The 24,652-nt window shown below is 61.1% G+C and carries 15 protein-coding genes; all 15 read left to right on the top strand.

Features of this window, described 5'->3' with window-relative positions; all coding sequences use genetic code 11:
* The first annotated feature begins 149 nt into the window (after positions 1-149).
* Positions 150-683: a hypothetical protein gene (locus OMP44_RS15450; RefSeq protein ID WP_280309450.1), complete on the top strand. Its 534-nt coding sequence runs from the start codon at positions 150-152 to the stop codon at positions 681-683.
* Between the two features lie 945 nt (positions 684-1,628).
* Positions 1,629-4,292, top strand: a complete 2,664-nt coding sequence (locus OMP44_RS15445; RefSeq protein WP_280309448.1) for a zinc dependent phospholipase C family protein — start codon at positions 1,629-1,631, stop codon at positions 4,290-4,292.
* A gap of 472 nt (positions 4,293-4,764) precedes the next feature.
* Positions 4,765-5,601 (top strand): hypothetical protein, encoded by an 837-nt coding sequence (locus OMP44_RS15440; protein WP_280309444.1) that lies wholly within the window; start codon positions 4,765-4,767, stop codon positions 5,599-5,601.
* Positions 5,602-5,790: 189 nt separating this feature from the next.
* Positions 5,791-9,237 carry a MobH family relaxase gene (gene mobH / locus OMP44_RS15435; protein ID WP_280309441.1) on the top strand — a complete coding sequence of 1,149 codons (3,447 nt, stop codon included), beginning with the start codon at positions 5,791-5,793 and terminating at the stop codon, positions 9,235-9,237.
* A gap of 5 nt (positions 9,238-9,242) precedes the next feature.
* Positions 9,243-11,108, top strand: coding sequence for a conjugative transfer system coupling protein TraD (traD, locus tag OMP44_RS15430; RefSeq protein ID WP_280309439.1), 1,866 nt, complete (start codon positions 9,243-9,245; stop codon positions 11,106-11,108).
* Positions 11,105-11,554 (top strand): hypothetical protein, encoded by a 450-nt coding sequence (locus OMP44_RS15425; RefSeq protein WP_143008589.1) that lies wholly within the window; start codon positions 11,105-11,107, stop codon positions 11,552-11,554. The genes traD and OMP44_RS15425 overlap by 4 nt, the downstream gene beginning before the upstream one ends.
* A complete protein-coding gene (locus tag OMP44_RS15420) occupies positions 11,547-12,188 on the top strand; it encodes an IncC plasmid conjugative DNA transfer DtrJ family protein (RefSeq protein ID WP_064306964.1) in 642 nt (213 codons plus the stop codon). The genes OMP44_RS15425 and OMP44_RS15420 overlap by 8 nt, the downstream gene beginning before the upstream one ends.
* Positions 12,189-12,341: 153 nt before the next feature.
* Positions 12,342-13,151: a DsbA family protein gene (locus OMP44_RS15415; RefSeq protein ID WP_064306965.1), complete on the top strand. Its 810-nt coding sequence runs from the start codon at positions 12,342-12,344 to the stop codon at positions 13,149-13,151.
* A complete protein-coding gene (gene traL / locus OMP44_RS15410) occupies positions 13,151-13,432 on the top strand; it encodes a type IV conjugative transfer system protein TraL (protein ID WP_064306966.1) in 282 nt (93 codons plus the stop codon). Before OMP44_RS15415 ends, traL begins: the two co-directional genes overlap by 1 nt.
* A 7-nt stretch (positions 13,433-13,439) precedes the next feature.
* The gene (locus OMP44_RS15405; RefSeq protein ID WP_064306967.1) at positions 13,440-14,078 is read left to right on the top strand and encodes a TraE/TraK family type IV conjugative transfer system protein; all 639 of its coding nucleotides are present in this window, start codon (positions 13,440-13,442) and stop codon (positions 14,076-14,078) included.
* On the top strand, positions 14,068-15,264 hold the full coding sequence (locus OMP44_RS15400) for a TraK domain-containing protein (protein ID WP_093256561.1): 1,197 nt from the start codon (positions 14,068-14,070) through the stop codon (positions 15,262-15,264). Before OMP44_RS15405 ends, OMP44_RS15400 begins: the two co-directional genes overlap by 11 nt.
* A gap of 10 nt (positions 15,265-15,274) precedes the next feature.
* Entirely contained in the window at positions 15,275-16,636 is a 1,362-nt protein-coding gene (locus OMP44_RS15395) for a TraB/VirB10 family protein (RefSeq protein ID WP_093256558.1), read from the top strand.
* Positions 16,637-16,730: 94 nt separating this feature from the next.
* Positions 16,731-17,243, top strand: a complete 513-nt coding sequence (gene traV, locus OMP44_RS15390) for a type IV conjugative transfer system lipoprotein TraV (RefSeq protein ID WP_280309431.1) — start codon at positions 16,731-16,733, stop codon at positions 17,241-17,243.
* Between the two features lie 29 nt (positions 17,244-17,272).
* Entirely contained in the window at positions 17,273-17,665 is a 393-nt protein-coding gene (traA, locus tag OMP44_RS15385; RefSeq protein WP_064306971.1) for a TraA family conjugative transfer protein, read from the top strand.
* Between the two features lie 80 nt (positions 17,666-17,745).
* Positions 17,746-24,531, top strand: a complete 6,786-nt coding sequence (locus tag OMP44_RS15380) for an Ig-like domain-containing protein (RefSeq protein ID WP_280309426.1) — start codon at positions 17,746-17,748, stop codon at positions 24,529-24,531.
* Positions 24,532-24,652: the final 121 nt, after the last annotated feature.

The raw sequence follows: 24,652 nt of genomic DNA, 5'->3' as shown, positions 1-24,652 counted from the left end.
TTTTCCGATCTCACTCTGTATTTACCCGCATACCCTATCCCGCATTATCGGAATGCAAGCTGCCAATCCCGCCCTTTTTGGGCGTGAACTCGGGCCTACCCAGGCGTCTGGGTATTTAGGCTCTCCTGAACTGTTCAGGGAGAGTCCCGATGCGTTTCTCGAAAATCGTCTTCGCAGCGTTCGCCGCCCTCGCGGCTTCCTGCACGAGCCAGTCGAAGACTGAAGGTGTACAGCCGCTGCCGACCACCTACGTTCCGGTCCGTCTCGCCCACGAGTTCTATAGCAGCTGGGGGCACGACGGGCGCGGTGGCGCGGCGCTGCGTAAGCCGGCCTATCAGCATGTGATGGGCAGCGAAGAGATGGTCATGACCACCCATGGTAACTATCTCGCGCTGCAGAACCCCAACCAGGCGACTGGCACGGGCAGCAGCGTGCTGGTCACTGCCGTCAACAGCGGTGTGAACCGGGCGATCGACCAGGCGCTTACCGTCGTACCGCCACCCTCTATGCCCATCTCTAAGCCTGTCACCGTGGCGACCGAGGCGGAGTATCTGGTTGCCTACCGGAAATTCTGCGCCGGCGCCGGTATGGCGCTTACCGAGCGAGAGTGGGAGCTGGTAGCTAAGGGTGGGCCCCACGGTGTGCCGCCGTCACTGCGTGGAAAATGCATGCGCGGCAAATAGCGCCCAGGTACTGCGTCTGGCCGGGAGGTCCCCGGCTATCGGCTGAAGAAGAACGTATAGAGAGGGGTGCCGTAGCTCCACACCCCAATCATCACCCCAAGCGCCATGCTCCCGGCAGCAGCGACTGTCAGGAACGTCGGCGAGATTCCAAGCACCTGCTGGAGGTTCGATAGCACCGAACCAAGGCCTTTGGTAACAGGTGCAGCGACCGGCACTTCGCCGGGTCGATCCGTGGCGCGCGAAGGGGATCGGCTATCGGTCACCTTGACCAAGTCAGCGATATCCCCAAGGGTTTGGGTGCCGGCGGCAATGCTTTGATGGGCCGCGCGGAGTGAGTCGTCGTCGAGGGGAGGCGCGGCGACGTTGAGCGGAAGCTCTAATGCGATTGTTCATGGCACTGCGCATGCTGACTGAGCCGTGTGTCGGCTTGTCAAATACTGGAAATACGAAACCGGAATTACCAGTGACAGCTATCGACCCATAGCTACCCTTCGCAGACGATGGCACACGACCATTAGCGGACCTCCATCTCCATGAGATCGCTGCGTAAAGCTGCGCGTTGGGCGACACCACAAGAAAACAGCGATTAATCGACGAGCTCGTCACCTCCGCGAGGTGGCTTGGAGTCGATTGACGCGAATCGGAACCGATCGAACCGTGATGCACATCGGCTGGACATTTCGTTTCCCAATGGCTAAACGAGTCGGTGGATATGCGACGCCATAAAAGAACACTACCCATTTCATTCGCGCAAAAACATATATGGCGTTGCGTAGCGCGCCCTTTGGAGCTTCACTGATAACAGCCGGCATGTCCAAGTCCCGCAGTCCTCCAGACACGCCGAAACCACCAATCTTGTGCTTCGCCCCAGGCCTTGTTGTATGGAATGTGTAGTCCGTACTTGAGCTATTTCAGCCGCTCCTGGACTGATACCTAGGAGGCTCAATGAGCAGGACGTTGGCCATATTCGCTGTGGCTTGTTCCGTTCTTGTCTGCACACCGGCTGCTGCGTTCGGCCTCAAGACCCATCTGTGGATTGGCCAGCAGATCATTGCCGAGGTCAATCAATCGTGCCGCATCCGGGTCGGTGATGTTCCATTGGCGCTGGAATCGGCGCTCTGTTCGAGTATTCGCGATCATCCGAAAGCCTTTCTGGCTGGGACGCTCGGGCCGGATGCATACCCCGATGTCATCACCGGCCAGGTCACTACTCACCCTGGCATCGATGAAGACTGGCGTACCAGCGATTGGCTGGTTCACCTATACGGCAGCGCTAAACCAGGCGCCGAGCTGGCCTTTTCGGCGGGCTATGTTGTGCACGCTGCCAGCGATGTCTTCGCCCATACCTACGTCAACGCCTACTCGGGCGACATCTTCGTGCTGAGCGATGAGCGGGCCGTGGAACGCAGACACTTTGTGCTGGAGAAGTACATCGACAGCAAACTACCGGGGTTTTCTATCGAAAGTGCCGATCTAGAAACCTTACCGGACTACCTCAGCCGTCGGCTAATATTCGATTCTTCCGCCGGCCGCACCGCCAACAAGTCCGGTGTGGCCGGGCATATCTCGGCCATGAACGGAGTACGGGTGTCGGTTGAGTACTTAGCCGAGCAATTGGATGACCTGGAGAAAGACGCCGGGCGGCTAGTGGGCGATTTCGTGGTCCGATCAATCGACCTGAACGGCCAGGTCGGCTCAGGTGAGGTGCAGTTGAAAATAGCGCGCGAGTCCCTGGCCCTGCGCGAGCAGCAACTGGCCCTGACGCAAAAGGTCTGGAACGAGACCGAAAGAGTCTTCAACCAGGCTGCCGACGCACTGCAACGCAATGAGGAGCTGATTAACTACAACGCACTTGAAGCCAGGGCCGCAGCCACTGCCGCCGAGGCTGCGCGCCAGGCAGGCTCCGAGTGGATCAACACAGTGGCGCGCTTAAGGAACTCACTGGCTGACTTGAGCAAGCAGTTGATCACCATGGGGACAACGATTCCCGTCCCACATTGCAGTACCGTGGTCGAGGTAGGGGGGTGCCATACCTTCTGCCCCGGCGGCAGATTGAACCCGTTATGCCGGGACCTGTGCGATACAGTCCGCAGAGAGGTCTGCCATGTTGTCAATGAGGTCAATAAGGCTTATAGCGACCTCATCGGCCAAATTGCTTCCATCGAAAAACAGATCACCGACGCCACGGCCGCCGTCACCAAGGCTTCCGTGGACCTGGCCGCCAATACCGCCAGGGAAGCAGCCGCCTTGCAGGGAAAAATCGCCGCCGAAAGCCAGCAGGCCGCGCTGCAAGCCGCCCGGGATTCGGCGAGGGCGGCGTTCGATCTGAAGCGTGCCCAATTGCAGGCCGAACAAGACCTGACCGAAACGGCCAGAAAGACGGTCGACGATGCCGCCGCCCGCCTCGCCAAGCTGCGTCAGCAGTTGATCGACACCAACGCCATCCGCGACAGCATTCAGGAGCTGGTGGCGCGCTCCGATATCCTCTCCGGCTACGCTCACAACTGGAGCAAAGGTATTGCTGTGGCGGGCCGGGAGTACATCAACACCTCGCACCGGGTCGCGATGGGCCTGTTGGCCGGCGAGTCGCACTTCGTGTCGGAGTACCTGCACTGGATGCAGTGCTACGGCGGTGCGTTCACGCCCAAGCCGTACCAGGTCGATGAAGGCGTCTGCAAGGCCCTTGCGTTCTACGATCACCTTGAAAACGAGTTCAACAAATTTGTGGAGCGAGTGCTGCCACCACCGTTCGATGAGCTGCACCGAAGGCTGGCGAATCTAAAGGTACAGCTCAAAAGCCAAGTGAAACAGACCACCGAAGACGCCGCGCTGAAGCTGGCCGTCTTCATTGAACCGGATGCCACCACCGGCGACTTTATCGAACTCTTGGCCCGGCCGGAAAACGCAACGGCGGCGAAGCTCAACGAGGTGTTTGCCACCATGGGCGACTCAGAAGGCAAAGACTTACTTAGGTTTGATGCCATCGCCACCCAGATCAACGAAGACATGGGCCTGAAAGACGACCGGCTGGATCCCGACAAGTTTGCCGCGCTCAAACACGCCCGCACGCTGTCTAGCATGGCGCTGTTGGACGTGGCGGGCCTGCGTAATCTAGCTTGGGTGCTGGGAGGCGATACGGCGCAGATTCCGGATGCCCCGTCGTCAGGGCGATTTTCCGTACTGTACAGCATGGTGCGGTCGATCGACGGCAATCACCAGTGGCAGCCCTATGGCCTACCCTATGGGCGGATGTCCGGGCCCCCGGTACCGCTTGATCCTGAGCAGCGGCGCTTCGGGCATGGCAAGGACCAGCCTCATCACGGCTTCGTGCTGTTCACCAATGTCAACCTACGGCACACCGTGTTCAGACGGGTATTCGATCGTCCGGTCAGCGGTGCCCTGGCGCGGCATCCGCGTCTGGCTGCAGGTAGTTATCCATTCCCGGAGTGTGATATGAATCCCTTCCCGGTGGCCATGACTTCCTCAGGGGCCTACCGCGATCAGGATATGGGATGCGCCGGGGCTGCGGCCGACACCGCTAGCCCGCAGCCAGATTATTGGGAGTGGGCGCGGCGACTGCTCAATCGATTGAATCTGTCCCCACATTAAACCCACTGCACCATGGTCTGCATGGTCACCCTTGGCGCGAACTAGTAGGTGCTCGCTCCACGGCGGGCAGCGCCTTACCTCAGCCTCAATACGAGCGCTCGATTCGAGAGGCTGCTTTCAGCCGGTTCCTATCCTTCATGAAGGTGCGCTTTAGGTCGGTAGCGGGCGCTTGTCGACGTCCGCTTCTGGCCGGTGGGCACCCGAGCGATACAAATCCTATACTTGGGGCTTTGCGCTCTGTGTGAGTTTTCATGAACGGACTTACCTGCTGCAGATGGGAAATGGCGCGGGAGTCTACACTGTCCTCAGCTTCAAAAAGCGTTGATCGCGGGATAACGTCTGGATCCATGGCTCGCCTATCATGTCCTGCACCATGGTGGCCGACGACCAGCGTAGATTTGAGATCCGATGCCCCAGGCTCCAAGGCAAACTGAATCATCAATTCATTTTTAGATGTTAGAGAAGGAATTATATGGGCTGGTTAAAATGGAGTTTCGACCTTATTAGCCAAGGTTGGTTTGGTTCTGCGGTAGGTTTAGTGGGTATTGGTGCGGCGTTGCTTACGTATTTATTTTCAAGGCAGCGTAAAAGAATCTCGTACTCGTACTCGGGGCGAACCTTGTTAGGCGCTAATCATCAAGATTTGCCAGAGGAGATTTCTGTTACATATGAAGGCAGGCAGATTAATAAGCTGTCCCGGATAGTTTTTATATTTTGGAACTCTGGAGAAAAGATTGTTGTTGGGGATGATATTGTTAAAGCGGATCCAGTAAGATTTGATTTCGGTGAGGAAGGTGTAATTCTTTCTGCTTCGGTGATTAGTCAATCAAGACCTGTTATAGGTGCGCAGGTAAAAATATCAGATCACCATGATATGGTTTTTATAGATTTTGATTTTCTTGATCCGAATGATGGGGTGGTTATCGAGGTTCTCCATAGTGGGCCTCGTGGCGAGTTTTCTATATACGGAACCGTAAAGGGGCTTCCTAAAGGCCTGACGGATATGGGTAAAACTCTCCGCATGAGTGAAGGTATATTCACTGCTGGTATCAGTAGGGCGGTTAGTGGAATGTTTGCCACGAGAAACCTTGGGTGGATGTCAATCTTCTTTGGGGGTGTGTTCAGTTGTGCTGCGCTCTTTCTACCTGCAGAAGTTTGGACTCGAAAGGTAGATGCCGCTCCCGCTGCACTGATTGGGTCGATGGCTGCTATCTATCTGGCTTCTGGTCTATTTATTTTGTATGTGACCAGAAGGAAGTATCCAAAAAGTCTGATCGTTGATGGTGTGGATAGGTTAGGTCCATCGTAGAGATTAGACAGACATCTACTGTGCCGGTAGTTCACCCTACGGAAACGGTAGCTTTGGGTTGGAAACCGACACCGCGAGCTGATTAGAACGCTCACTGGCCTTGGCCTGCTATCCGCGCCGTCAATGGGCTGCAATTGGCGACTCGACAGCGAAGCTCGGCCGCATGATGCCTTCAGACCGGAGATCATCATGCGTTTTTGGAAAAGACTTTTCGCGCCTAAGGCGATTGCCGCTCAGCCGCTGCTCAGCATCCGCGACATCCAGGAGCTGGATGTCAGCGCTCCGGAGATCCAGCAGTTCATCCAGGCCGGCGATGAGGCGCTGCTACGGTACCCGCCGTTCCAACGAGGATGGCCAGCCAGAATACCGGGCGCCCAGCTGCTCAAGCCCCACAGGGCGACGATGCAGAAACTCGCCAGCGGCGTTCGCATGCCCGCCGGTAGCTTCGATCGGATGCTTCTCCCCGTATTTGAATCGTTCGCGGACTTCGTCCACCTGCTGCCGGCTTCGCAATCTCATCACCACCGAGGCCCGGGCGGCTTGCTTGCCCATTCGCTTGAGGTGGCGATGTTCGCCTTCAACAGCTGCAAGTGCACTGCTTTCGATTACTCGCTTTTTCCCGCTCAGCGCCTCGTGCGGGAGAACCGGTGGTATGTGGCGGCGGTCATCGCGGCGCTGATGCACGATCTTGGGAAAGTGCTCAGTGACGTCGTCGTCGCTGACGAACGTGGCGATCGCCGCTGGGATCCGATGGGCCCACCTATACCCGCCTGGGCACAGGCGAACGGAATTGATCGCTACTACCTGACCTGGAACCCGAATAGGCATGACGTCCACCGGGACCTATCGGCCACCCTTATCGCACGGTTCCTTCCCCAGGAGCTGCTCGTTTGGTTGCGCGAGAGCGGGCCGGACATCTACAGCGAAATGGTCAATGCCATGTCCGGCCGCGATGATAGCAAACGGCTCGCTACCATCGTCGCTGGCGCAGACTCGAAATCCGTCGAGTTGGATATGCAGAAGCACGGCGGCGACGCATCACGTCAGTTCGGCATGGGCACCGGCGTACCCATTCCCGCCTTCGTACTGGACACCATGATTCATTTCCTGGGCCAGAAGGACTGGCTCGTGAACGAACCCGGTCACCGGGTATGGGTGTTGGGCGGCCACGTCTTCGTCGTTTGGCCTCAGGCGTCCACTGAGATCGCCGAGTATCTGCAGACGCAGGGCGTAAAGGCCATCCCTCGTAGTGCCGACGTTCTAGGTGGCATTCTGCTTGATCACAAGGTCGTCGAGGCGGCGGCAGACGGCTCGATTTACTGGCCCGTCAAAGTCGACAAGATCAACGCCGGCCGCGACAAGCCCATCGTCTTGAAGTGCATCAAGCTCACGAACCCTGAAGCGCTGTTCCGCTTCGATGGCATTCCCGCATCGACCGCCGGCACCGTGGGAGCGGCGCCCGGTGAGATCAGGTATGAGCTCCCGGGACAGAGCGGTGCTGGTGCAGTTCTGGATCCGGTGCAGGAGGATGATTCCCATCAGGTCGGCGCCGACTCACCGATGCAAGGAAGCGCTGCAGCTCCTGCCGCTGCTCCCAAGGCAAATGTCAGCCCCGCTAAAACGCCGGAGATCGTGCCGGCCAAGAAGTCGGACGTTGCGCAGAAAAACCAGGTAGCGCCGAAGGCAGCGGTTGTCCTCGAGCCCGCTGCCGCAGGCGGCCTGAAGATCAATGTCGGTCACTCCACTGGACAGCCGCATCTGCAAATTGCAGGCGTGCGTATCGAGTCCCCAGGCGGAAAGGTGAGCGCAATGGGGAAGAAGCTGAAAGGAAAAGAGCCAGCTGAGCAAGCTCGATCCGCGTCGAGTTCGACTACGGAAGCAAAACGCGAAATGGCCGGCTCCCCAGATCGAGCTGGAACGCAAGCGGACCCGCAGGCTACCGCTTCGGCCGCCAGGGCGGTGGTAGAGGCCACTCCCGCTAAGGTTGGGCCTGCACAGGATGAGGCGCCGGCCGTCCGCTACGGAGACGGCGTCTATGCGGCGGACTATGGAGACATCGATGACGAAGTCCTGCAGTTGGTCGGAATGGACATTCCTGACCGCCAGCTGCAAGGCTCCGGCGCTCCAGTGCAGACGAGCCAAGCAGTTGAAGAGGTATCACCGCTCGACCTGGTGCGTTTCAAGGATCGAATCGCTGATCGCCAGGCTGCCTCGCCGGCGATGGCCGGTTTGACGATACCCAATGAGCTTATCGCGGCCGATGAGTTTTCCTTCGATCGCCTGCTAAAGAATGCCGCCGCCGCGGGTCTGAGCGATGTACCAGCTGGCTCACCGTTAGCGGTGCAGCTACCTAAGGAGATCGCTAGGGAGACTTTCGGAAACCAATCTGAGCGGGTCGTGGCCGAAGCTTTCGCGCACGAAACCACCCCTCGAAAGGTGCAATCGCCAGAGGCGAATGCATCGGCGAAAGAATCTTTCGTGTCGCCAGCTGAAACCCCGGGCGGAGAAGAGGAGCCGGATCCGGATCACCTTGCCGCACCCCTGCAAGGGGCCTTGCTGGCACCCAGCGCTGCGGTGACGAAAGATTCTTTCGCTACCAACGACAGCGGCCTTGCCGTAGTGGACCAGGACTTCAGCAGCGAGGACGCGCCTGCGGCACGCGAAAGGGCCACCAACTACGGGGCGAGCGCAGCAAAGGAGCAGAGCGCACCATCACGTCATCAAGCTAATGGCCGCCCTGGCCTGAGCCGACCGGCCGCGCGAGAGCCTTCTACGACGATCATGGCTGCAGACGCACAGCCGGAGTCACCTCATCGTGGAGGCAAGGAGCGGGCTGAGGTAACGTCATCAACACCGGCTGCCTCAACGCGCAAAACCGCGGATCAGCCGGCGGGTTCGCGCGGATCGACCGATCGCGCCGCGCCTGTCCCTACCGCCTCCGTTGCGCCCAACAATACGATCCGGATCAGCAGCGGTGCTCAACAGCAAGGATCCATCACTATTGGCCAAGCACGCCGCCAGCGTGAGCCAGTAGAACCGCCACGTCGCGCTATGGAGTCACCGGCGGCCACCGCCAGCGTTGCCGCTAAAGGAGCCTCGGTATCCGCAGCTGATAGCGAGGCCTATTTGGCCTTGTGGCCGCCGCTCGCGGAAAAGCTGCGTTGGTACGCCAGACCAGAAAACTATAAACATATCGCGCAGCACCACGGCAAACCGTTTTGCGGGCACCGTCCTGAGGCCTTTACCCCTGAGGATCGGTCCGCTTTGCTCGATGCGAATTGGCTGTTCGACGACTTCACCGGCACATTTACCGGACTCCACCGCAAAGGCTTTCTGCTCTCGCCCTATCTCGGCTCCATCCTGGAGCAGCTGACTCAAGGCCGGTACCGGCAGTCGACCTTCCAGGCGCGCGATGAGGGAGAGTCGGCGGCGCTACAGTCGCTGGCCGAGGAGGTCATCCGTAGGTGCCCGCCGAAAATACAGGACGGGAAACGGCTCGTGCATGTATCGACGCGGCGACTCACTCAGCTGAGCACAGCACTGCAGGTCGACGAACCAACCCTCAAAAGGGCGCTAATTGCGCACTATCCCTACTTGCTCATCGGAAACAATCACGTCATTGACCTGACCGAGTGATTCCGATGAGTGAGTGGACGTACGAAATGCCCTGGCGGCCGAATTTCGAGGCCATCGAAATTGCCGGCTGGGTTTTGGGGATGGCGGGCACCTGTGCCGTGCACCTCACCACCAATCTGCCTGCTCAACCCTTCTACCTGTCCCTCGGAATCATGGGCGGCTTTGCGCTTCGGCGTGTCCCTGCTGCCCTGCACCTCCACCGGATCCGCCAGGGGTTGCGAGCGCAGCAGGCGACACTGATGGGGCAGGACGAGCTCATCGAGCAGATGCTCAAGCATCGCGACAAGATGTACATCGGTGTCGGCTTCAAATGGACTCAACGCGAAGGTCAGCAGGTATTCGAGCTGCTCAAGCGAGACATCACGAAGCTCATGCCGCCCGTACCGGAAGGATTCATGGGTTCACCCTGGATCCATGGCATCTCTTTTCAGCCTGATGTGCCAATTGGGTACAAGGACTCTCTTGCCTCTCTGCATACGTTGATCGTCGGCACTACCGGTAGCGGAAAGACCCGCCTCTTCGACCTGCTGATCAGCCAGGCCATTTTGCGTGGCGAGTCGGTGATCATCCTTGATCCGAAGGGCGACAAGGAGATGTCGGAGAACGCGCGCCGCGCCTGCGAGCTTGCCGGGGACGTCAGTCGCTACAAGCACTTCCACCCGGCGTTCCCAGATACCTGCGTGCGCATCTCACCGACGCAAAACTTCGGTCGTGCAACCGAGCTGGCATCGCGCATCGCGGCGCTGACTGATGGTGAGGGCCCGTTCCAGGCATTCGCGCAGATGGCGGTGAACAACGTCATCCAGGCGATGCTGTTCTGCGACATCTTCCCAACGCTGGTCCAGATTCGCCGGGCGCTAGAGGGTGGGCTTGCATCACTAGTCATCCAGGCGGTCACGGCTTACGGCAAGTCAGTCCATCCGGCTTTCGACGCGTTCGCCGCCGCGGCTGCCAACCAGTCGAAAACCGACGAGGCCAAAGCAAAGGCGCTGATCACGGTCTACCGCAGGGAGATCGTGCCGCTTAAGCCGAACTCCGATCTGGAGGGCATCCTGTCCATGTTCGAACATGACCGGGATCACTTCGGAAAGATGATCGCGACGCTGCTGCCTGTGCTCAACATGCTCACGGCGGGCCACATGGGTCCGATCCTTTCGCCGCTGAAGGATGATAGCGGCGATACCCGTGAGATCACGGACTCCAAGACGATCATCGAGAACAACCAGGTGCTGTACCTGGGCCTCGACTCCCTGTCCGACTCGATGGTCGGGTCCGCGCTCGGTTCGATCTTCCTGGCCGACTTGGCCGCCGTCGCCGGACAGCGCTACAACCTCAAAAGCGGCGAAGAGCTCAAGGCCGCTCCGGTCAATATCTTCTGCGACGAGGCGGCGGAGATCGTCAACGACCAGTTGGTACAGCTGCTGAACAAGGGCCGCGGTGCCGGCATGCGCATCTACGTCGCCACGCAGACCATCGCTGACTTCGAAGCGCGAATGGGGTCACCGGCGAAGGCGCGCCAGGTCCTCGGCAATACCAACCATGTGATCGCGCTGCGAATTACCGACCAGGACACCCAGAAGTACATCGCCGAGAAAATTCCGCCTACCTACTACAAGTACGTCATGCGTACCCAGGGCAACTCCACCAAGGACGACCCGCACATGCACTCTCTGAACGTCGGAGAGCGTCTGATGGACGAGGAGGGCGAGCTGTTTCCAGCGCAGCTCTTCGGCCAGCTGCCAGATCTCGAATTTCTCGCGATTCTCGCCGGCGGCCAGATCCAGAAAGGGCGCATTCCGGTGCTCACCAAACCCAAGAACTTTGAAAAGGCAGTGGCGCGTGCTCGCCTGCTTACGAAAGAGGCCGCTTGATCATGCGTACCCGCTTTGAATCCTTATCTCGACTGCTCGGTAGCGACACTAGAACCAAAGGCCTGCTCAATCTCTTGGAGGCCGACTGGCCAACAGCACTCCAGGTGGTGCCGGCTGCGTTCAAAGTCGTCGAATCAGAGAGCTGCGCGCCTTGCTGTCGAGACCTGCTCACTGAGGCGCTTCGATCCTACAAGTCTGCTCTAGGTCGGCCGGACCAGGAGCGCCTGGTTGCCTTCATGGATCCGTTCCTCGATGGACTGGCCGAAATGCTGGAAAGGGAACCTGCGCCGACCGCAGCGGTGGTCGACATGCAGAACAGCCTGCTCATTGAAGTCGAGAAGGAGAGTGGCGCCTCGGTCAGGGCCCGGCTTGAAGCAATGCTTCTTCCGGCAGACACCTCCATAGGGCTGGTGTGGCGCAGCATCCAAGGAGCCGAGCATGGCTGACATCGAAGAGCGGATGCCGGCCGGGTTCTGGCTCTCCCTCGCGTTCGTATGCATCGAGATCCTCCTCATCGTGTGCGTCGTTCCCAATGCATTCATCGACGCTGCGATCCTGAAAGAGCAGGACTGGGGTGAGGCGTTGATGGGCAAGGCCGCCAGCGACCAGCTGATTGAAGATACCGGACGGCTGTACAGCACGATCCATCTGGAGTCCGGACTGAATGCGACGGTGCGTGATTTCTTCCTGGGGGGCAAACAAACGCCAGGCTGGGAAAAGCTCGAGAGTCAGTGGGGAACGTTCATCGCCGGCCGCGGCGACGCCGTCCTCAAGGTCTGCTACCACATCTACTATCGAAGCCTGCTGCTGATGATGTGGCTGCCCTACATGCTTGTGATTCTGCTGCCGGCGATCCTCGGCGGGTACATGGCCTGGAACATCAAGCGCTACACCTTCGCCCATTCCTCGCCGTTTTTGAACACCTACAGCTCGAGGATCATCTCGTGGGTGGTCATGGCGCTAGGCCTGTCGTTCATCGCACCGCTGCCGATTCCGCCAATGATCGTTCCGCTCGTGGTCATCCTGCTCATTCCGATCGCTGCAAGCTTGTTGATAGGCAACCTGCCCAAACGGCTTTGACGCCGACAAACGCCCGGCACCTGCCGGGCGTTTCTATTTTCGTACTGCCGCCCTATCGCTCAACCACCAGGGGTTCGATCCCGCAGACGGCGTGGATTGCCCACACACAATCCTCGCGCCTGAGCACCATGGCTATACCAGCTGAGGTGCCCTATGAGCTCAAGACTTCCCATCATCCTTTCCTGCGTAGCGATCACGTTAGCTATCGCTGCCGCCGTCTTCTGCGGTCGGGCGATTCGTGATCAGCAACACCTGGTCAACCAGCTCAACGACCAGGTCGCGAAGATCCAGCCGTATGCATTCTCGCGTACCGAACTCGATTCGCTCCTTTCTCGCCGCCGAGAAGAGTCTGCCCCGGCGCCCACGCCTGTGCCCACGGCACCGGCGGTACCGAGCAAGAGCCAAAGCGTTCCGATCACCGGCGACCGTCGCTATGGCGACGCCACCGCTCAATTCAGCCTGATTGAGTACTCGGACTTCGAGTGCCCCTACTGCAAGCAGTATTTCGCGGTACCCAAGGCTGTTGTCGACAGTTCGCGGGGCAACGCCGCCGTGGTGTTCAAGCATGTCCCGATCCATGGCGAGGCGTCGCGCAGGGAGGCGTTCGCCGCAGAGTGCGCGGCGGCCCAGGGTGGCAACGATGCGTTCTACCGCATGGCCGGCGCCATCTTCAGTTCGACCGCAGGTAACGGTACCGGGACCGAAAAGCCGCTCGCAGTAATTGCCTCCAGCATCGGCCTGGACGGCGCGGCCCTTTCGCGCTGCATCGACAACCAGGAGCCGCTGCAGAAGGTGAAGGCGGACTTCCGTGAGGCGGTAGAGCTGGGCATCAAGGAAACACCGACCACCATCGTTCGCCATAACCCGAGCAATAGACAAGTAGTTCTTTCTGGCGCCAAGGGGCCCGAAGACATTCTTCGCGCCATGGCGAAACTCGTTCAAGGCAATGGAGCCGCACAATAATGCAGCCAATCGATATCCCCCAATACGTTGATGATCCGCCGCACCTGTTGTTTTGGCAGGCAGATGAAGTTGCTCCCATTGGGATCGGTCTCGTATTTGGTATGTTCACTGGATATGCCGCGGTCTGCACGATAGCGGGCTTCTTGCTGACTCGTTGGTACCGAAAGTACCGCGATGATCACCCCGACGGCTTTATGGTGCACATGATCTATTGGTTCACGGGATATTCCGGTGCAAAGGCGCGCACTATCCCTAATCCTTTCATCCGCGAATTTAACTGAGGTCGCCATGCTGTACGGCAAATTCAAAAACACCTATCGCGGGACCATGTCGGAGAACGCCTTTCTTCGCAAGATCATCGTCGCGCTGATCCTGGTGGAAGTACTGACCGTCATCGGTTGGCTGCGCAAAAGCACCGTCGTTGACATGCAGCCGCCGACGCTTGCTGAGCGTGCCTGGGTCGATCAAGACCGCGCATCGGATAGCTACGTCAGCGCTTGGGCACTCTACATTGCCGATCGACTTGGTAACGTTAATCCAAAGTCTGCCGAGATCATTAAGGCGACGCTCGAGCCATTACTTGCCAACGATATTTATCAGGACGTGCTTAACAAGATTGACAGCCAGGTTCGGCAGATTCGCCAAGACCGGGTGACGCTGGAGTTCGAGCCGCGCCAAGTCCTGCAAGATAAGCAGGATGCGACCAAGTACTTCATTGTGGGCAAGTCCAAGATGACCGGTCCGAGCGGCCAGCCTAAGCAACTCGATATGACTTATGAGATTGAGTTGAAGATCAAAAATTATAAGCCGGTCATTGCCTACCTCTCTGTGTATGAAGGTGCGCCGCGCACCGAAGAAGTTAGAAACCGCGAGGCCAAGGCCGCAGATACTCGCAAGCGTTTGGAGCAGCAGCGCAATGAAAACTAACATCCAAACTCTCACGCTGATCGGCGTCGCGCTGTTTTCTTCAGCATCGATCGCTAACGCTCGTGAGCTCAACATCCCACAGACCCCAGTGGCCGAGTCACGCACTCAGGAAATCGCCGCGGTGCCTGGCCGTGACGTCGACCCGGCCGAGTACGGCCTGCAGGAAGCAGACGAGCAGGTGGCGCGCCAGGCTCTGGCCGAGCAGCAGCAGAAAACGCTACCGAGCACCGCGGCCGCGCAACCTGCTGTTGCGCCCGCTGCACCCGCATCCGCTCCGACGGTGGCCTCCAGCACCGTGCAGAAGCAGGACCAGGTCAAAGCAGCGCCCGCGAAGGCGCCTACCGATCTGGTTCATGTCGCCGGTGGTGGCCGTGACCTTCCCGCGGTCCCGGCCTCGGTCGCCAAGACCTCTGGTGCAGCCGAGGCCGCCGCGCCGCCGGTAAGCTCGCGCCAGGACGTGGTGGTACAGCCAGGCGTCAACACGATCATCCCCGCGGCGCTGTTTCACCTGAACCGCATCGTCACCCCGTTTGAAAAACCAACGGTGCTGACCACCTCCCAAGCTACGGTCGAGACGAAGGGCAACGTGATCTACGTATCGACCAACAGCGAAAGCCCGGTGACGATGTACATCACTCCCAAGGACGATGAGTCGGTGGCCATCAGCCTGACGTTGGCGCCTCGCAAGGTGCCGCCGATCGAGGCCAACCTGATCATCGGCCAGGTGCCCGGGAGCACCAGCCCGTCCAGCGCCGGTGGCTTCGGTTATGGATCGCGCTACAGCGGGCAGGCCAAGAAGTGGGAGGAAGGCCAGCCCTACATGGAGACCATCAAGGGCATCATGCGCGCCCTCGCCCTGGGCGGTATTCCTAAAGGCTATTCGATGGCCAAGCTGCAGAGCGGCGAGAAGCTTCCCGCCTGCTATCAGCAGGGCCTGAACTTCGACTTCAGCCGGGCCCAGGTGATCATGGGCCACAACTTCCGCGTCCTGGTGGGCGTCGCCCAGAACAATGGCCGCGCGCCGATCATGTTTGATGAGACCAGCTGCACCCATCCCTCGCTGGCGGCTGCCGCCGCCTGGCCGCGCAACATGCTCGAGGCCGGTGAAAAGACCGAGGTTTACATCGTCACCCGTGTGGGCGAGGCGCCGGCGGAAGATTCGTCCCGCCCGAGCCTGCTGAACTGAGGAAGGCACCATGATCAAGCAAACATGGGCCAACCTGAGCCCGCAGAAAAAGAAGTGGACCGTCATCGGTGTGGCGATTGGAGGCGTGCTGTTGTTCGTCTGGGGCCTGAGCAGCCTGGGTGGCGAGGTACAGCGCAAGACCAACGCCAAGCCGACGATCACCAACGTCCTGACCGACGCGGATCCCCGTGGGGTCGGGTTGGATTCGCTCAACGCCGAGCAGCGTGCGCAGAGCAAGGAGCTCAACGACCTCAAGCTGACGTTGAAGAACCTCATGAATGGGACCCAGGCCCAGCAAGCGACCGCTGCGGGCCTCAAAGAGATTCAGGGGCAAATAGGGGACCTGACGGCAAAGCTTGAGGCAACGCAGGCTGCTCAGCAGAAGGCCGAGCAGGACAACCGCGACCTCAGCAAGCAGCTGCAGGAAGCGCAGTCCAAGGCACCGACGCCTGACAAGGCCGCCGAGCTGGAGCGCAAGGCTGCGCAGCAGCAGACGCAGGCGCAGGAGCGTCAGCGTTATGACCGTACGCTGATGGACCCGAACCGCAACCAGGGCAATTTCTTCGCCAACGCTCCGGCGCCGGAAAAGGAGCCTGAGAAGCCGGGCGCAGCGCCCAAGAAGGAAGAGCCGCCGAAGATCATGTCCTACGGGGATGAGGCACCTGCTGAAGATCCTGATGCCGACGCCAAGGAAGAGGACGTCTACCTTCCGGCCGGCGCCATCCTTTCCGGCGCGATCATCACTGGTATCGACGCGCCCACCGGTAACGGAGCACGGAAAGATCCTTTCCCTGTCCTGCTGCGGGTGAAGAAGGAGGCCGTACTGCCGAACCGCTTCCGCGCAGACGTTCGCGAGTGCTTCCTCATTGCCAGTGCGTTCGGCGACCTCTCCTCGGAACGCGCCTACATGCGGGCCGAGACGATCTCCTGCGTACGTGATGACGGCGGGATCATCGAAAGCGGTATGGACGCCTATGCCTCGGGCGAAGACGGCAAGGCCGGAGTGCGGGGCCGCCTGGTCTCCAAGCAGGGCGCCATCTTGGCTCGCTCGCTGATGGCCGGCTTCATGCAGGGCGTCTCGGACGCCTTCAGCGTGCGCCAGGTGCCGAGCATCAGCATCGCCAGCAGTGGCAGCGGTACGAATGGCCGGACGGTATCGCCCGTCTATGAGCAGGCCTTCAACTCCCAGGCCATGCAGGGCGCCATGATCGGCGGTACCGGCAAAGCCCTCGAGCGCATCGCGGACTTCTACCTGGAGATGGCCGAGAACCTCTACCCGGTCATCGAAGTGGACGCTGCCCGGGAGATCGACTTCGTCGTCAAGAAGGGTGTGCAGCTCAAGCTGAAAACGCTGAGCAAGAACAAAACCTGAAGCCAGTGGGAGCGCCCAGCTTCCTTCTATTGAACGCCCTGGAAGGGGGTGAATTGTCCCCTTCCAACATCTCTCGCTACGGATACTCAACCTCATGAAAACGAACCTGCGTAAGGCCCTGGGCCTTGCCGCTGCGGCGGCGCTCACCTCGATGATCAGCGGCTGCTCCATGTTGCAGATCGGCTCGTCCGATTACGGCTGTAAGGGCATGCCCGACGGCGTGACCTGTATGTCGGCGCGTGACGTGTACCAACTGACCGAGAACGAGAACTTCCGGCAGATCGTCGACGAGAAGAATGCCCAGAAGGCCGAGGCTCAAAAGCACGGCGGCCACGCCCCGGCGCCGGCGGTGCAGCCGGAAGTAGCGGCCGGCGAGCGCTACGTCGTGCCTCGCCCGGCGCGTGATCCGGTGCCGATCCGCAGTCAGGCCACCGTCATGCGGGTCTGGGTCGCGCCCTGGGAGTCGCAAGCCGGTGACCTGAACGTACCTGGCTTCATTTACACCGAGATCGAACCGCGCCGTTGGGAAGTCGGTACGCCGTCCCTGCGGCCGACGCCTTCGCTGCGTCCGCTTGAATCCCACAAAAAGGCGATCCCCGCCTCGTAACCCCCCCAGCCCTCGTAAGGAGACACAACATGCGCCTGAGCAATCCGGCTAAACCCTTGAGCAACCCGGCCCACCGCGCGCGTCGTCAACGCGACCTGGTGAAGTTCGGCGTCGCCCTGCTGCTCGTCGTGGGCGCATCCAGCGCCATGGCAGGCACCGGCGGTACCGACTTCGACGCCGTCTGGACCACGATCAGTGACTGGATGCAGGGCACCCTCGGCCGCGTGGTCGCCGGCGCCATGGTGCTGGTGGGCATCGTTGGCGGCGTCGTGCGCCAGTCGATCATGGCGTTCGCCACCGGTATCGGCGGCGGGGTCGGCCTGTACAACACCCCGAAGATCATCGAATCGATCATGTCGGCAACCTTGCCGGCCGCCAATGACATGGTGACCAGCGCAGCGCCGCTGCTGCAGATCAACTAGGGAGCCGCCCAGGGCTCACCCCTCTGATAGCCGGCGCATGCCGGCTTTCAGGTATCTGAAACTTGCTCGGGAACCGGCCTGTGAACTGGAAGATTTCGAAGGGACTCGTCGCGCTGCTGTTCGCAGGCCTCGCGCACTACACCAACCAGGTCCAAGCTGCTGAATGCACCGAGTCCAATGCGGTGCTGACGCCTGATTCCCGGGCGGTTTTTGCCGGTGCGCAGATCAAGCTCACCTACAGCGCCACGCGCAACAGCTGCACCTCGGCTGGAAGCTACAGCGTCCCGATCCTGATCGGCGCCGGCACGGGCCAGGAAGCAGGCAAGTGCGGCGGCGTCCGTACCAAAGAGGCTGCCAGCTGCAGTGGTACCGTTACGGCTCCAGCCGGCTTCACCGGCCCGTTGGTGCTTACCGTTGGCGATACGCTCACCGAGGTGATCGTTCAGGCCGCGATCGCGCAGCCGACTGCTCGCGACATCGAAATCTCGGTGGCCGAAGATCAGCCTGCGATCGTGCCGCTCACGTTGGGCGGGGAGGGCGTCACTGCAGAGCAGTTCGAAGTGCTCGATACGCCCGATAGCGCCATTGGCCAGGTCAAGGTTGAGGGCAGCGCCCTGACCTTCACCCAGGTGCCCGGGTGGAGCGGCATCGTTGCCTTGCAGTACCGCGGCCGCGATCAGCACGGCACCTACTCCAATAAGGCCACCATCCGCATCATCACCACGGGGCGAAACGATCCGCCGGTGGTTATCGCGCAGCCCGTCATCATGACGGAAGACGCGCAAATGACGTTTGAGCCAACGGTGCAGGATCCCGACGCGGTGGACATCTACCGCCTGGTGATCGAAGCACAAGGCAAGGGCGTTGCCGGCGAGGTGCTCGCTGACGGGCACCGCATCAAGCTGACCCCCAAGCCAGACTTCTACGGCCAGGACGTCTTGCGCATCAGCGCTGTGGACGCCGCAGGCGCCAAGAGCGCCGTGGTCGATATCCCAATCACTGTCCAGGGCGTCAACGATGCCCCCGTTGCCCAGCCCATCAGCATCGTGACGGACGAGGACACACCGGGGCACGCCAAGATCGTCTTCACCGATCCGGATGGCGACGGTCCCTACCAATTTGTCGTGAGCGGCCAGCCGGGCGCGTCGATCGGTGGCTGCGGCCTGGACGGCGACTCCGTGGTCTTCACGCCTGCGCCTGACTGGAACGGCAAGACCACGTGTCAGGTGGCCGTCATCGACGCTGGCAGTGCGGCCTCAGCGCCCGTACCGGTGAGCATCACCGTCACGCCGGTAGCAGACAAGCCAGTGGTCGAAAGCAAGACGGTCACCCTCAACCAGGGCGCTACCAGCAGCTTCACCCTCCAGGTTTCTGACGTAGACGCCAACGACACGGCGACGCTGCGCGCAGTATCTGCGGCAGATCCCGCCTTCGGCAGCGTCAGCTTCACGGGAACGACGGCGAAGGTCTCGCTCAACGCCACCTTCGTCGGTACCCGCGAGATTCGCTACGTGGCCAAGGACTCCTTCGGCCTGGACTCGGATGAGGGCGTGATCCTGGTGCGGGTATTACCCGTTGCCCAGGCGCCTGTGGTCGATGCCGCATCTGCCAAGACGGCCATGGAGACGCCGGTCACTGTCGAGCTGACCGCTACCGACCCGAACCACGACGCGCCGCTGACCTTTGCAATTCAGCAGCCTGTCGCTGCGGCAGCAGGAACTGTCAGCCTCGCCGGCAGCCTGCTGACGTTCAAGCCAGCGACCGGCTACTTGGGCACCGCCAGCGCCAAGGTCACGGCGACGGATCCAGGTGGCCTGGTGTCCGCTGCACAGACCATCGCCTTCGAGGTCGTCGGTGACCAGGTCATCGGGACCGATCCAGACAATCCGGACAGCCACACCGTGGTGATCGTCCAGCAACCGGATCCGAGCGTCGGGAAAATCACCACTGAAGGCCTGCGCGTTCGCTTCGTGCCGGTCGACGGCTATGTCGGTACCGCCACCTTCAAGTACAAGCTGCGCGATGCCGCCGGTGCCGAATCGGCTATCAAGGACGGCGCGATCCAGGTCGACAAGACCAACTACGCCCCCAGCGCGGCGAACGCAGCGTTGGTTGCCAACGAGGGCCAGGCCTCCGCGCCCGTCACACCCGAGGTGGTCGATAAAAACCTCTACGACGCGGGCAAACACACCTTCGCGGTGCCCATTCAGGAGATGCGTGGTACCGCTGAGGTGGTGAACAACCAGCTCGTCTACCATGCCCCCTTTGGCTCGAAGGGCACCACCAGCTTCAAATTCATCGCCCGAGATCCTGCCGGTGCCGAGGTCGTGGGGACCGCAACGGTTACCGTCCGCGGTCGTAACGTCGGCCCTACGCGAGTTGGCCTGAGCCTGGTAACAGAAGAGGGCGTCGAGGTATCCGGTACCCCCACGGTGGTCGATCCCAATCCAGGCGATACCTTCACCTTCGCCGTACCGGCCACTTCCGCGGGCGGCACGGTGAAAGTCCTGAATGGCCAGGTCGTCTACATGCCCAAGCCCGGTTGGACCGGGACCGAGAGCTTCCCCATCACCGCGACGGACGCCGGTGGGGAGTCTGGCAAAGGCACCGTGACCGTGGTCGTCAAGCCACGCAACCTGGCGCCTGAAAGCCTGTCGGGGAGCATCGTGGTGCGCGAGGGTACGGCAAGCGCGCCTTACTACCCACGCATCGTCGACCGCAACGTGGCCGATGCCGGCCGTCATTCGCTCCGGCTCGTGCAGCAGGCTGCCAATGGGGGCCTGGCCATCGTCGAGAACCGGCTCGTCTACACACCGGCGGCCAGCTTCGTGGGTACTGATTCCGCCGTCATCGAGGCGACCGATCCTGGCGGCCTGACTGTGCAGGGCACCATTGCGCTGCAGGTCGATCGCTTCAATCTGGCGCCGGTCGCGGCAACCCTGCGCATCAGGACGGTCGAGAACGCCGCCTCCTCCGCGACCCTGCCAAAGGTCACCGATGGCAATGCCTGGGATTCCTTCACCTATGAGGTGGTGGAACAGCCAAAGTCGGGAACCGTGGTGGCCACGGCCGCCGGCTACGTGTATACGCCCAACCCGCATTTCGTCGGTAACGACCTGTTCCGGTTCCGGGTGGTGGATAAGGGCGGCGAGTACGTCGAAGCGATGGCCACCGTGGCCGTTGCTCAGCTCAACACCGCGCCGACCGGCCTCACCCCCTCCGTCGTCTATTTCTATGAGGGCGTCGGTGGAAGCCAGCGACTTGCCGCGATCGACGACAACACCTGGGGCTCTCACACCTTTGCCGTGGCCACTCAGCCGGAGCACGGCTACGTGTGGTTCACCGGCGATGAACTCCATTTCAGCACCGACGGCCGTACCGCAACCACCGTCTCTGTCACGGTGACCGATCAGGACGGCGCTGTGGCGACCTTCCCTGTGCGGCTGGCGCCGAGATCCCTCGATGATCCCTTCGACAAGTTGCCGGTCAAGGAGCTGGCCCCCAGCGCATTCAGCACGCCGGCGATCACCAAGGAGCTCACTCACCTGGATGGGCGCCCTGGGCTTGTGATCACCGATCAGCAAGCGCTCGCTGAGCTGGGTACCGACATCATCGTCATGGTCGAGCGCAAGTCGGAGGTTGGCCTGCGCGTCGGCCGTCGGCCGCTGGAGCGCGGCCAGGGTGCGCGCCTGGCCATGGACCGGGTCATGAATGGCTCGCTTGGTGCGGCCGTCGCTGCGCTGCAAAGTGGCGCCGCCGGCCATGGCCGCATCCTTCTGGCGCGGGCCGATTTGACCGGTACCGTCTATGCCGTCCCATTCGATGTATGGAAGCTCACCGGTGAGCTCAAGGCGACCCCGGCGACGATCGGACTGGGGCTCGAGTCGGCCCGGATCCAGTTCTCAGCCTCCAACTCGGTGTGCACCAACACCGTCAGAGAAGTCTCGGCGCGCGACAGCAATCCCTATGACAAGCCGGTGTGCCTGTTGCAGTTCACCAAGCCGATGCCTGAGGCCAAGGATCTGTCCAGCGACGGTCTGCTGCTGCAGCAGGGCTTCGCCGCGGAGGCGGGCACCTATCCCGTCGAAGCAGCTGCCTACATCGTTGACGACAAGGGGGAGAAGAGCCTGCTGGCGACCTATCCCACCCAGGTGAACGTGGTGCCCATGGCGGGCGCCGTGAAGATGACGTCGAAGTACCCGATGGATACCGTCTATGCCCAGGTCCAGGACCTGGACATCGAGTTCGTCCAGAGCGCAGGACCAACCTGTGATCTGACGGTAATCGAGCGCCGGGCAATCACGGCGGCGGCCTCCTATTCGACCCGGCCGACTTGCCTGGTCGAATGGACCGAAATACCGCCAGGCCTTGCCATACGGGAGAACTGGGAAAAGCCGGTCCTGCGCGGCGCGGTGACGATGCTCGGCAGCAACCGGATCGCCTGGAAGCTTTCCTCGTTCACGCCCAGCGGCAAGAAGATCGATCTCGGTACCGACCAGTTCGTCTTCACCGCGAAGCAGCCGACGGCTCCGGTGGTGACGTACAAGGGTGCGCAGCAGCTCGGCGATACCCTCCTGGCGGCCCCTATCAGCGGTGGATACGCCGGCGATGCGACCGTGACCGCGGTCAGCGCGCGGCTGAAGCTTACGCACAACCTGAACCAGGGTGATTCGATCACCGAGGACATCAACCCGGTCAATGGCGACGTCAGCACCCAGTTGCGCAGGATCTACGCCGCGCCGTTTTCGACGCTGTGGCAGCGCCGGCCCCTCGCCGTGGATGTGGCCTATACCGCTCTGCCCAACATCGCTACCCACTCCGATCTCACGGTGCTATCCGTTCCGGACGCGAACATCATGCCGGTGATCGACAACGAGAACGGCAAGATCCTCTCGACCGATGCGTTGGAAGTTGGCGTCACGATGGGCGATGCCTACAACAGCCAGGTCCCGTACGACAGCGCGACCATGGGCGAGTGGGAGATTCGCCTGGTGCAGCGGCCGGATTGGAACACCGTTGAGGAGATCGCCGGATGGGTCCGTGCCGACGGCGCTGGCCACGCGGCCTTCGAGGTGCCGGTGGAGAAGCTCGCCGGCAAAAACCTGCGCGTGTACGCCGAAGCACGGGTGGTGTCGCCGGAGCCCGCCTACCAGGAGACGCGCACCTCGCCGCGCCCCTTGAGCATCGTCATCCTCAACGGTGCGGCGCTTGACGGCAGTGTCCGGGCGCTACGCCTCACCGGGGAGGCCCCCATGCGCGTCACTCTCTTCGCGGAGGTGAACAACCGGTCTTGGGCGCGGGACCTGGGCAGCGTGCGTTGGGAGATGTCCACCAACGGTGGCGAGTGGCAGACCGTGAGCAATCCAAGCAATGCCCCGCAACGGCTGGCGACGACCCTGCAGAAGGGCAGCTACATGATCAGGGCCGAGCTCACCAACAAGAACAGCGGTGCCAAGTCGATGACCCAGGCCATCGAGATCAACGCCTTCAACATCCCCAAGGGATACCTCGCCGGCCCGGGCAACACCTTCGTCGACGCTCAGGCCACCTTCCAGCTCAAGCAGTCGGAAAAGGGCGACGTCATGGATCTGTCCAACATCGAGGCGCAGTGGAGCCTGGACAAGGGGGTGACCTGGTTCGCCGGCAATGACAGCTACTCGGTCACCCGTAGCGCCGAGGAGCGCGTTTACGTCTTCTCGCGCGTCCGGTTCAAGGACGCGCCTGCAGACGATCCGCTGGCGTGGAAGCTGTTGCGCGGTGGCGTTGCGTTCCGGAAGGTGAAGCCCCCGCGCGTGCAGCTGGTCGGTAACCGCCGGCCAGAAGTGGGCAAGGAGTCGACCTGGGTTGCCCGGCTCGTCATGCCGTACACCAACATGGATCTGAAGGCCTCCGGCGAATTCATCATGCCGGATGGCACATCGATCGTTCCCGGTACCACGGCGGCGTTCACACCGACAGAAGAGGACGTGACTGACAAGCCGACCTACATCACCTACCGAGCCTGGATCGAGGGCTATCGCGACAAAGGCGGCGAGGGGCTAACGCAGCAGCGACTGACCTACTGGGAGTACGAGTGGCCGAAATGGGAGTTGCAGCCTAGCCTGAGCGCCGCCTATGTCCCGGCGACGCTTACCCTGCGGATGAGAAACCTCGGTCAGTTCAAGGCGCTGGAGAACGTCAAATATGACTGGGAGCTGCCGAAGGTTGACGGCTACACCGTGGCCAACGAGACGAACGAGACGCTGCGCATTCTGGAGATGAGCAAGGCCGCGGCCTATCCGTTCAAGGTGCACGTCTCTGATGGCCGCGGAAACTACTCGACGGTCGAGCGTACCGTGACCTTGCTGGATCCGCCCCCGTGGACGGTGTCGCTCCGGTGGACGGGCGATAACAACGCGACCCGGGCGCCCCTGAAGGTCCTGGTCATGCCCTCGATCTCGGGCGGCCATCCCAAGGACAAGGTGCTGTCCATGCGCTACACCCTGGGCGGCAAGCAGATCGACACCAATGGCTCCCGGTATGCGCGAGCAACACTGGAGAGTGAGGGCGAGTACCAGATCGCTCTGCAGATCGAGACCCAGATGCAGAAGACCGCGGAGAGCGAAGTCGTCATCGATGTGAAGGAAAACCAACCGCCCAAATGCGAGCTCGACGTGAAGGAAAGCTCGTCGTCCTGGCGCGCCAACGCGAACTGCAAGGACCCTGATGGCCGGATCTCTCGGCACCACTGGTTCGTCAACGACGAGAAGCAGGGCCTGAGCGGGTCGGTGATCACCATCTCGAAGCGCACCTATCCGCAGGCGCCGCACATCGTGCTGACCGCTACTGACGACGCCGGCGCGGATTCCGAGCCGGTGGAGTGGTGAGGCTGAGGTACTCATCCGAAGGAGCGAGCTGAGAAGATTCACGCCCACGTAGGGCGTGAATTGGGCACTTGGCCACAGTGCTCATCGATAGCCTGAAAGCATCTGAAATGGAGGTGCTTCC

This window comes from Pseudomonas flavocrustae, assembly GCF_029872515.1.
Lineage (GTDB): Bacteria > Pseudomonadota > Gammaproteobacteria > Pseudomonadales > Pseudomonadaceae > Chryseomonas > Chryseomonas aestiva.
Note: the sequence above shows the minus strand (reverse complement) of the source record. Positions and strands in the feature narration are given on the sequence as shown.